Raw genomic sequence first — 11078 nt, forward strand, 5'->3', positions numbered from 1 at the left:
GCCGGGGCGACGGAAAGATCCACTGCTATACCGAACTCGGCATCACCAGTGCTCCCACTGCCACCGCAAGCCCCACGGATCTCGCCCGAATCACCGGCATCGTCGGACCTGGACCGTTGCCGGTTATGGCCCCGTCTTCACCAGGTGCTCCTGACCGAGTTGCTGGCGGCCGGCCTGCTGAACATCGGGCGGAGTCGTCAGTGGCCAGGCGTGGAGTCATGGCCGGGGCCGCTTCCGGCGAGGCGTCCGTTCAGTTGGCTCCCTTGCGGGACCGGGCTACGCCCAACCTTCGCCGAGTCGTCGCTCTCTGCCCGTGGTGCCGCGAGGAGGCCGGCCGGGGCAAGCAGGTCCTCGGCAATGTCCCGAACACTTCCGCACCCGCTCAATGTCAGCCCCAGATCCAACTCGGCGAGGAGGCAGCGCAGCACGTGCCGCACACCACTGCGTCCGTCCAGTGCCAGACCGTACAGGTAGGGCCGACCCAGTAGTACAGCGTCCGCGCCGAGGGCCAGGGCCTTGATTACGTCACTGCCGGTGCGCACGCCGGAGTCCATCAGCACCGGGACGGCGCGCCCCACAGCCGCGCGAACGGCTGGCAGACAGTCCAGGGCGGCCATGGTGCCATCAAGCTGGCGGCCGCCATGGTTGGAGACGACCACGCCGTCCATGCCGTGGGCAAGGGCGAGGCGTGCGTCATCCGGGCTGAGGATGCCCTTGACCAGAATCGGGAGGTTCGTCAGCTCACGCAGCCACGCCAGCTCGTCCCAGGTGAGGGCGGGATTGGTTGACATGGTGGCCCAGCGCGCGATCACCGCGCTCTCGTCGGCGTCTGGGGACAGCCCCACGCGAAAGGCCGGGTCGGTGGTGAAGTTGGCAAGGCCCAAGCCGTGCAGGAAGGGCAGATAGCCGTGATCGAGGTCCACGGGGCGGTAACCGAAGGAAGGGCTGTCGATCGTGAGAACGAGGGCGGAGTATCCACTCGCCTCGGCGCGGCGCACCAGAGACTCGGCCACGGCAGGTTCCGACGGCCAGTACAGCTGAAACCACCGTGGCTGCTCACCTGCGGCTGCCGCGACCTCCTCCATACTGTGGGAGGAAAAGGATGAAAGTACGAAAGGAACACCCGCGTCGGCAGCGCCGCGTACGGCTGCGAGCTCACCCTGGGGGTGCACGACGGTCTGCGCGGCGACCGGCGCCAGCATCACCGGGACGGCCAGACGACTGCCGAACAGCGGCAATGACAGGTCCCGGTGGGTGATGCCGCGGAGCATCCGCGGCACGATCCGCCAGCGGTCGAAGGCCTCGCGGTTGGCGCGCCGGGTGGCACCAGTTCCCGCGTCGCCCGCCACATAGCCGTAGGCAGACGGCGGTAGTACCTCGCGAGCGGCGTCCTGAAGAGTTGTGAGATCCGTGGACGGCCGAAAGCCGCGGCTGTCCGGTCCGGCGAGGTAGAGCTCGCGCACCAGGTCGGCCGGTGAACCGGCGGACTTGGCGGGCAACTGGTCATGGATATGTCCGGTGAGCAGCTTCGCGACCTCGCCCACGCGTTCGGTCAGTGCGAAGTGCCCGCCCGAGTGGATTTCCACAGTGTGTCGCCCCGTGGTGTGCCGGGCCCAGTCCCGGATCTGTTTCAACGTGTTCTTTGGGTCCTCGGCAGCGAGCAGAACGGTCACGGGCGCCTTGAGAGTGGTATCCCGTCCGCAGTGGTAGTCACGCAGCACTCGGTGATCGGCGCGCAAGAGCCGTAGTGCCTCGGCGCGGGATTGGGGATTTCGCAGGAGTATGTCGGGCACGCCGCCGAGGCGCCGGAGCTCGGCGACCAGATCGTCATCGCTCAGGGCTTCGACATCAGGTTCCTCCCAATCCTGTGCCGGAGGCCGGGCGGCGGAAACGAACAGCCCAGCCACGGGCCCGTGCTCCTCCAGTAGCCGGGCCGTCTCGAAGGCCACGATGGCGCCCATGCTGTGGCCGAGCAGGAACAGCGGGAGGTCAGCGTACGAAGCCAGGGCGTGGGCTGCTTCCTGGGCCAGCGCGGCCACGTCCTCGGCGCAGCGTTCGGAGCGGCGGTCTTGTCGGCCGGGGTACTGTACGGCGAGCAATTCGATGTCATCGGGGAGCGCGGCGGACAACTTGCTGAATGCGGTTGCGGCGCCGCCGGCGTGGGGGAAGCACACGAGACGGGCGGCGGCGTGTTGGCGGCGATGGTAGGTCCGCAGCCACTGAGTTGTCATGGTGTGCGGCGCGGAAGGGCTGCTCGTGCTCGGCTGTGTGGAGGCGGCGGGGGCAGCAGTGCGCTCAGTCATGTCCTAGGTGTCCCGTAGTCAGTGGTGGTGGACAGGATTGGGTAGTTGGCGGTCCGGTGGTTGGTCGAGAGACGGTGTCCGCTGAGCCTGCGAAGCGGCGACGCCGTGCTGTGGCAGCCGGAGTGACTACCAGTCCACGAGGAGCCGGGACAGTCCACGCGTCGCCAAGTCCTCCTTCCACGTCACCGGCGTGTCAACAGCAGAGAGCCGGAGAGCCGGGAAGCGCAGCAGCAGCCGTTCGATAACAATGCGGACCTGCAGCCTGGCCAGGGGTGCGCCCAGGCAGCGATGGACACCGTGGCCAAAGGTCAAGTGAGCGGCGTCGTGGCCCGCGAGGTTGAGGGCCTCCGGCTCGAGAAACACCTTGGCGTCGCGGTTGCCGTGCAACGGCGCCACCATGACGGCCTCACCCGCCTGGACGGTCACACTGCCCAGCTGTACTGGCTGCAGCGCAACACGTGGGAAAGTCAGTGGTGTGGCAGGGTTGAGCCGCAGCAGTTCCTCCACGGCAGGGGCGATCCTGTCAGGACGTGCGACGAGTTCCTCGTGCACCTCGTGATCGGTGAGCAGTGACAGTACCGTCAGGCTCAGCTGTCCGACCGTGGTCTCGTAGCCGGCCATCAGCAGGGTGAGCCCCAGAGTGAGCAGTTCCTTGGCGGTGAGCTGACCACGATCGTGCGCCTTGATCAGGTCGGTGAGCAGGTCGTTCCGCGGTTGCCGTCGCTTGCGCTCCACCAGGCCCTTCATATAGGTGGCGAGTGCCAGGCGTCGACGAGCCTTCTCTTCGTTGCTGCTGGGGGAGATGTCGAAGAGAACCTCGACCCAGCCGCGGAAGCGATTGCTGTCCTCGGGTGGTATGCCAAGCACGGAGCACAGAACGACAAGCGGGAGGGGCGCGGCGAGGTGTTCAACGAGATCGGCGCCCGGACCGTGCGCGGCTACGGCGTCAAGATGCCGGTCGGCGAGTTCCTCCACGAGTGGACCCAGTGCGGCGATCCGGCCGGTGGAGAAGGCGCCGCTGACCACGCGTCGCAGCCGGGCGTGCTGGCTGCCATCCATGCTCACCATGGAGTCCGCCGCGGGCTCCGCATCGTTGAACTTCGGAGCACCGGGTCGGACGGCGTAGGCCCGGCTGAAGCGCTTGTCGGTCAGCACCGCGCGGCCGAGCGTGTAGTCACGTACAAGCCACATCGTGTCTCCGACAGGTGTCACGAAGCGGACCACGTCCTCGCTGCCGTCTTTGAGAAACGCTGGAAGCGGGCCCAATTGGTCAGTCCTGTACTGCCCCATGCCATTTACCCCTCTTGCCTATTGGCGTCAGCCGGCCAGGACCCGGCGCTCAACTTCGCGCAGGAGGTCGCTCTGCCGGTTGAACGCGATACGTACGTACTGTTCACCGCGAGCTGGGTCGGCGAAGAAGGGAGCTCCAGGCGCGAGGAGGACGCCGGACTCGTCGAGGAGTTCGAGGACGAACCGGCGGCCATTCCCGTCAGTGAGAGGTCTGACGTCGGCCAGCAAGTAGCACCCTCCTTCTGGCGCTGCGAACTTCATGCCCTTGCGGGAGAACACCTCCTGGACAAGGTCCCGGCACCGGCTCATTTGCTCGGTGGCTGTGCGCAGGTCCATGGAGAGCGCAGCCACGCCCACCGCGACCTGCAGTGGGGTGGCGGCGCCGTTGGTGGTCAGTTCGTGCACCCGCCGCAGCACCTCGGTACGGGCCGCGTCGGCGCGTAGGAAGCCGAGGCGCCACCCACTGATCGCATAGCTCTTGGAAAGTGAGCCGACGACGATGCTGCGCTCGGCGAGCCCTGGGACCTCGCTGACGGACGTCCAGGGCCGCCCGTCGAAGACGTAAGTGCTGTACACCTCGTCGCAGATCACGGTGGTGTTCCAGCGCTCGCACAGTGTGGCGATCTCGTCGAGTTCCACGCGGTCGAGTACGCGCCCGGTGGGGTTGGCAGGTGTGTTCAGCAGTACGGCCCGGGTGCGCGGGCCGAAGGCGGCCGCCAAATCGGCGGGGTCGTAGCGCCAGGTGGGCGGGTTGAGAGGCACGAAGCGTGGCACCGCACCGGCGAGGAGGATGGCTGCCCTGAACTGCTCGTATCCGGGGTCAAGGAGAACTACTTCGTCCCCGGGGTCAACGGCGGCGAGCAAAGCGACGCACAAAGCCTCAGTTGCGCCGACGGTGATGGTCAGTTCAGTATGAGCGTCGGCCCCCGGAGCAAGCGTCTCGGCGATCCGCTTCCGAAGCAACAAGTCCCCGCACGGGTGGTCGTACTGATTACGCCCGGCCTGCATCGCGTCGTCGGCAGCCTGGAGAAGACCGGCGGGCGGTTCCGGGTAGCCGGGTGTACCAACCGCCAGATCGATGGCACCGCGTTCCCGCGCCAGCAGGAGAAGGTCGCCCAGGCTGCTGCCTTGCAGTACTGCGGCCCTCGACGAGACGGGTGACCGTTGGGCCGTGGTGTACGCCATACTGACTGCTCCTCTTCCGGCGTGCTGGATCCATTGCGTTCGCCTTGCGTCTGGCGGCAACGGCCGTGTGACGAACTACCGCTGGCGGTGTGTCAGGGCGTCAGGGGCAGCGGTGTGCTTAGGCTTGCTCTCCCACTTGCCCCAGCGGCTGCAGCAGCGGGTCCAGCCCGCAGTGCGCTCCGGGTAGTTGCTGTACGACGTCACCGATGTGCTGGGCGTACCGGTCCGTCGCTTGCTCCAGCAGATCGCGCGAGATGGTGGTCGGGGCGTTGCCCCGAGTACGTACGCCGTCCAGGGCCCGCTGCAGCTGGACCTCGACGACTTGCTGTGCGTGCGAGTGGTGGGGTGAGCCTCTCCGCACGGCACCGGCGGCCAGGGTCCACATCAGGGCGGTGGCGACTGCGGCATGGGATGCGTCCGGCATACCATCTCCTGCCGGCCGGTCTCCAACTGCAGTCTCGAATCGCGCAGCGAGGTCTGTACCGCTGTGAGTGCTGAGCATGGTGCGGACCTGGCCGGTTTGCCGCAAGGCCCGCCGGGCCAGGAAATCGCACAGGGTCTCGGTGGGCCCCTCGAAGATCCGGTAGACGCGAAGGTCCCGGTACATGCGGGCGGCCAGGTTCGCCTCGTCGTAGCCACGCCCCCCTAGCAGCTGTACTAAACGGTCGGCTGCCTCGACCGCCCATTCGCTGCCGAGAACCTTGGCGGCGATGACGGATTCGATACTGACCGTCTGCCCGGTGTCGAGCCGGTGGGCCAGGTCGTAGACGAGCGCTTCGAGGATGTCGGTGCGGGCGACGGTGTCAGCCAGCCACCCGCGGATCACGGCCCGGTTCACGAGCGGTACTCCGGCGGTTGTCCGCCGTCGGGCGAAGCGGAAGGCCAGTTGGGCGATCCGCTTCAGCGCGCCCAGTGCGAAGGCAGCCAGTGCGAGGCGTGTGGCGCACATCGAGTCCATGGCGGCCAAGCGGCCGTTGCCGTCTGCCAGGACGTGGCTGTCGGGAACGGCCACGTCCGTGAAGCGCATCCTGTTCTGCACCATGCCTCGTTGGCCGAAGGACAGGTGCTCCTCCCCGAGATGAACGCCGTGGCTGGCGGTGGGTACGGCCAATGCGACCAGGGAGGAGGGGCCGGTGCGCTTCGTCTCCAGCCGGGCGATCACGGTGGAGATGCCCGCCCATGCGCCATTGCCGATCCAGTGCTTTTCTCCGTTCAGCAGCCATCCGCATGACGCCGCCGGACGGGCTGTCGTGGACAGCTGCGAGAAGTCGCTCCCGGCATTGGGCTCGGTCTGGGCGTAGGCGCCCAAGGTACGGCCGTCGGCCAGCAAGGGCAGCCACTTCTGTTTGATCTCCCTGCTGGCCCAGGCCGACAGCGCGCGGGTGCCCGGAAACAGTGAGGTGGTCATCCACGTACCTAAGGCAGTGTCAATGGCCATCAACTGCTCGAAAACCCGGAACATGTCGCGGAAGAGCAGGGCGGTGCCGCCGTACTCCTCCTCGATGAGTGGACCGAACAGTCCGGCACGTCCGAAGTCCTGGACGATGTAGGGGGGTATGCACCGCCGCTCGTCGATGAGCAGCGAGTTGATGCGGCGGGGCGCGTAATCGCGCAACCAAGCGATCTGGTCGGCGGCGCGGCGAGAGCTGACTTCCGGGGCCGCCGTGACGGTCTTCCGCGTCAAGGCCCACAGCTGCGGTGAAGCTGTGGTCTTTCGTGCGTCCTGCTCAGCCATCTTGACCATCTTTCCTCCCTTCTCTCTCCCCGGCCGGAGACCGAGGCTTCCTGTCAGGCAGGGGCGAGAGCCAGCACGGCGTTCTGGCCGCCGAAGCCGCTGGAATTGCTGAGCGCGAGCTGGATGTGCTGAGGGCGGGCCGTGGCGACGACGACATCCGCCTCGATCCGCGGGTCCAGGTGCTCCAGGTTCGCTGTCGGCGGCACCGTCTGCTCGTTGATGGCGAGCACCGTCAAGGCCGCCTCGATGGCGCCGGCTGCGCCCATGGTGTGGCCGAGGACTCCCTTGGCTGAGGTAATCGTCGCCCGGCGGCCGAAGAGCCGGGCGATCAATCCTCCCTCCACCAGATCACCCTTCGGCGTGCTGGTGGCGTGGGCATTGATGTGATCAACATCTGCCATCGTCGCGTCAGCCTGAGCGAGGGCGGCCTTTGTCGCAAGCTCCAGTCCGCTGCCCTCTGGGTGAGGTTCGGTGATGTGGTGGGCGTCGGCCGAGGCGCCGTAACCGACAGCCTGGGCCAACGCCTTCGCCCCGCGCGCGGTGGCTTGTGCTCTCCGCTCCAGCACTAGGACCGCTGCGCCCTCACTCAGAACGAAGCCGTCACGCGTGGCGTCGAACGGACGAGAGGCCAGAGCCGGCGTCTTGCAGCGCGATGACAAGGCGCCCATCCGGGCGAATGACGCGGTGATGATGCGGTTGACGGCCGCGTCACTGCCGCCGGCCAGCACAACATCGCATACCCCCGTACGCAGCAGCTGCGTGCCTAACCCGATCGCGGTTGCTCCGGAAGCGCAAGCCGTGCAGGCCGCGAAGCTGGGTCCGTTGGCTCGCCAATGCAAGGACAGCTGCCCGGCCAGCATATTGGGCGCGATCATCGGGACGGTTGTCGCCGCTACCGTATGGCCCCCCAACAGGCGGGTGACCTGGTTTTCGAGCGTGGTGATGCCGCCGAACGCGGTGCCGATGATCACGCCGACCCGCGATCCGTCCCACTCCTTCGGTTCCAGACCAGCCATGCGTAGCGCCTCGGCGCCGGCGACGAAAGCCAGTTGGCTGTAGCGATCGGTACGACGTGCCAGATTCGCGCCCAGCAGAGTCACTGGATCGAAGTCCGGAACCTGGCAGGCGAAGTCCACGGCCAGTCCTGCAAGATCTGGGGTGGTGCGAGCCGTCGGCTGTCCGGCCAGCACACCCTTCCAGGTGGCATCGGCACCGATGCCGGCGGAGCTGACCATGCCCAGACCGGTCACCACTACGTCCTGGTCCGGGCCGGGCCTGGTCACTTGGCGTTACCTTGCCGCAGCGCCGCCACGGCCTCGTCCACGGTCATGGCGGGATGCAAGGCGTCGTCTTCGAGCTGCAGACTCAGGTCGGTGGCCAGAGCATCAATCAGTTCCACCAGGGCAAGCGAATCCAGCCCGAGATCGGTGAGGGTGGCTTCGCCCGCGATCTCGGCCGGGTCAACTTGGAACTTGTCGGTGAGCATCTGTTCCAGACTCTCGCGCAATGAGGCTGCGGTGGTCATGAGAACCTCCTGGGACATGCTGATAAACGGGTCGGGTTGATCAGGTGCGTGAGCGTGCGGGAGAAGCGGGTCCCCTCCCATCCGTGCAGCCCGCGTGACGACTGCTGGACAGCCATCACCTCGCATCACACTTCTCGGGGGGCTGACGGCTGGAGACGATCGCGGGCAACGCAATGCAAGCGGTCGAGGAACTGAGAAGCCGTTGCGACGGCGTAAGTGTCGCGGTCTGCGATGGAACTGCCCACAGCAGTAGGGAACTTGGGCGACAGAGCCACTGGTACCACGTCGGGCCAGGTCACTGCGGCTGACCCCCAGGTCAGACCGCCGCCGAAAGCCGTGAGCACGGTGGGTGCACCGGGACGAATGCGACCACTCAACGAGGCGTCCGCCAGGGCCAGTGGGATGGAAGCCGCGGCAGTGTTGCCGACTTCGGCGATGTTCCCGAACCGGTAGGACGCGGCAATCCCCAGGCGGTCGGCCACGGAGTCCAAGATGCGCTGGTTGGCCTGGTGGCCTACAAACGCGCGGACTGCCGCGGGTGACCACCCGACGCTGTCCAGCACCGAGCGAGCGGACGACGACATCCGGGCCACCGCCTGCCTGTATACCTCGCGCCCCTGCATCCGGAAGTACCGCTGTTCACGGGGTACTTCCTGTCCGCGTCCCGGAAGCCGGGATCCACCCCCGGGCACTGTGATCAGATCACTGCCTGCCCCAGAACTCCCCAATTCCACGGCACGGATAGCACCTGGCTCCTCGCTGTCACCGCGGCGCAGCAGCACCGCTCCAGCTCCGTCACCGAAAATAACCGCGGTGTTCCGGTCCTGCGGATCGATGATCGACGTGTACACCTCCGCGCCGATCACCAATGGCTGGTCACATGCACCGGCTCTCACCAGGGCTTCGGCCAGACCCAAGGCATAGACGAATCCCGAGCACACCGCCGCTATGTCCACCGCCGGCACCTCGTTCAGGCCAAGCCGATGGGCCACCTCCGGTGCTGTGGCTGGGCATGGACGATCAGGAGTAGTGGTCGCCAAGAGCACGAAATCGGCCGTGCGTCCGGCAGACACCTGAGCTGCCTGGCCTGCGGAGAGGGCAAGGTCACTGGTACTCGTCCCTGGGTCGACCATTCGCCTGCGCAGGATGCCGGTCCGCCTGCGGATCCAGTCATCGCTCGTGTCCAAGCAGGCTGCCAAGTCTTCATTCGTGACCACCCGCTCCGGCAGACACGTTCCCAGACCACAGATCACAGCGGATACGGACATCCAGGCACATCCTTTTCGGCACATGCAGCAGGTGATTGGGAGTGAATTGGTCTCCCGAAGCGCCGTCCCATTGCAGGGGGCGTAAGGACACTCACTGCATCACACGAGGGCTAGGACACAACAGCGTCTTCGCGCCGTGGAGGTGGCGAGCACCGGGCAAGGTTGTGCACTCGTGAACGCCAGGTGAGATCGGGCCAGCAGGGCGTGAATAACTGGATTGAAGGGGTTGCCGCCCACCAATGAGCTGGAGGCTTCGCCACCCATCTTTCACAAGTGCGCAATGTCGCCTGGTGCTCGTAGTCTTGGCCGACCAAGGGTTCTGTCGGTCTCTCACCCAACTTGCTGCAATGGGTGCATCACTAGCCACGCCCAATGCGTCGGCTTTTGCCGCGATCCCAGCGGACGACCAGGGGTCGAAACGGCTTCTCCCGAAATAGCTCTGGGACAGGGAGCGGCATCCTGACAGCTCCCAAATCATCGTGTCCGCCCTCAGCGTTAAGGAAGTCCCCATGCCGGATCAAGACCTCTTCGACGCACTCGCTCAGCCTGAGAACCTCAGCGATCCCTATCCCTTCTACAGCTGGCTGCGGGCCAAGCACCCCGTCTATCTCAACCCAGACGGTACGGCCTACGTCTCCAACTACGAACATGCCGCCCTTCTGAAAGACCCCAACATCCGGGACGCGGCAGAAGACGATGCCAACTCCTACGCCCTGCGCACCATCAACCGGACCCTCATCAAGTCGGTTCCGCCCCGCCATACTGAGCTGCGGCGAATAGGAGCAGCGGCGTTCGACCGAAGCCTCCTCACACGAGCCAACGTCCAGCTAAAAGAGGATGCAGAACACCTGGCGGACCTGCTCGCCGACACTCTGGCCGAACAAGGCACGGCGGATCTCCACAGCCAGTACTCCCTGCCGTTCACTCAGCGTGCAGCAGCCACCGTCTTCGGTATCCCCGACGAAGACTTCGACGCACTCGCCACGTTACCGGCCCGCATCTTCCAGGCTCTCTACCCGAAAACGACTGCTGCTGCGCGCGCGGATGCGGATGAAGCCTCCAAGGCTCTCTTCACCTATATGGAAAACGCCGTTCGCGAACGGCTCTTCACACCTGGCTCCGGATTCGCCCGCCTGACCGACGCCGCTGCCGGCATACCGGCGGTCGACGTGGCGCTCTTGTGCTGGCTGCTATGGGCCGCGTCCTACACGTCGGCGCTGGCCGCCCTCGACCTGGCCGTCCTCACCCTCATCGAAAATCCGGGCACTGTGACCTTCCTGCGCGACAACACAAGCGCATGGGTCGAAGAAGCGTTGCGTTACCGCAGTCCCCACATCATCAATTCCATCAACCTCACAACACGGCGGGACATGACCATCGGTACCGTCACTCTTCCGGCCCACACTCCCATCCGGTTCCTGATCGCTGCCATGAACCGTGACGAGGCCGTATTCCCGCACCCCGATACGTTCGATCCCCATCGCACCGGTACCCCCCACATCGCTTTCGGGAAAGGTATTCATACGTGCATCGGCGCCCAACTGGCCCGCATGGAACTCATCACCGCCGTCACCACCCTCGCAACCCGTCTGCCCCGTCTCACCCTGGCCGGCCAGCCCACCTGGTGCCCTTACACCACACAGCGCCTCTGCAGCAGCTTGCCTGTGGCCTCGGATTCCCTAGTGAGCTGGTTCGGAGATGCGTGAGCAGTAGCGGCAGATGCGGTCGATGATCTGGTCGGCGGTCTTGGTCCACTTGAACGGCCGGGCCTC

Annotated in this window: 8 protein-coding genes; 1 reads left to right on the forward strand and 7 read right to left on the reverse strand. The window is 66.1% G+C overall.

The genetic code is table 11. From position 1 onward, the window contains the following. Positions 1 to 197: 197 nt before the first annotated feature. The 7 genes from ACZ7NC_RS42980 to ACZ7NC_RS43010 all read right to left on the reverse strand — a co-directional run bounded on the left by ACZ7NC_RS42980 (position 198) and on the right by ACZ7NC_RS43010 (position 9306). Positions 198 to 2303, reverse strand: a complete 2106-nt coding sequence (locus ACZ7NC_RS42980) for an alpha-hydroxy-acid oxidizing protein (protein ID WP_471497367.1) — start codon at positions 2301 to 2303, stop codon at positions 198 to 200. Positions 2304 to 2429: 126 nt separating this feature from the next. Then, a complete protein-coding gene (locus tag ACZ7NC_RS42985) occupies positions 2430 to 3593 on the reverse strand; it encodes a cytochrome P450 (protein ID WP_471497369.1) in 1164 nt (387 codons plus the stop codon). 27 nt (positions 3594 to 3620) lie between these two features. Then, positions 3621 to 4778, reverse strand: coding sequence for a pyridoxal phosphate-dependent aminotransferase (locus tag ACZ7NC_RS42990; RefSeq protein ID WP_471497371.1), 1158 nt, complete (start codon positions 4776 to 4778; stop codon positions 3621 to 3623). Positions 4779 to 4896: 118 nt separating this feature from the next. Further along, positions 4897 to 6522: an acyl-CoA dehydrogenase family protein gene (locus ACZ7NC_RS42995; RefSeq protein ID WP_471497373.1), complete on the reverse strand. Its 1626-nt coding sequence runs from the start codon at positions 6520 to 6522 to the stop codon at positions 4897 to 4899. A gap of 44 nt (positions 6523 to 6566) precedes the next feature. Continuing rightward, positions 6567 to 7763, reverse strand: coding sequence for a beta-ketoacyl-[acyl-carrier-protein] synthase family protein (locus tag ACZ7NC_RS43000; protein WP_471497376.1), 1197 nt, complete (start codon positions 7761 to 7763; stop codon positions 6567 to 6569). Between the two features lie 29 nt (positions 7764 to 7792). After that, positions 7793 to 8038 carry an acyl carrier protein gene (locus tag ACZ7NC_RS43005; protein ID WP_471497379.1) on the reverse strand — a complete coding sequence of 82 codons (246 nt, stop codon included), beginning with the start codon at positions 8036 to 8038 and terminating at the stop codon, positions 7793 to 7795. 125 nt (positions 8039 to 8163) lie between these two features. After that, positions 8164 to 9306 (reverse strand): beta-ketoacyl-ACP synthase III, encoded by a 1143-nt coding sequence (locus ACZ7NC_RS43010; protein ID WP_471497381.1) that lies wholly within the window; start codon positions 9304 to 9306, stop codon positions 8164 to 8166. Positions 9307 to 9815: 509 nt separating this feature from the next. Here ACZ7NC_RS43010 and ACZ7NC_RS43015 point away from each other — a divergent pair. Then, positions 9816 to 11012, forward strand: a complete 1197-nt coding sequence (locus ACZ7NC_RS43015) for a cytochrome P450 (protein ID WP_471497383.1) — start codon at positions 9816 to 9818, stop codon at positions 11010 to 11012. The last annotated feature ends 66 nt before the right edge of the window (positions 11013 to 11078 follow it).

The sequence above is a fragment of the Streptomyces sp. NPDC111802 genome, assembly GCF_055634335.1.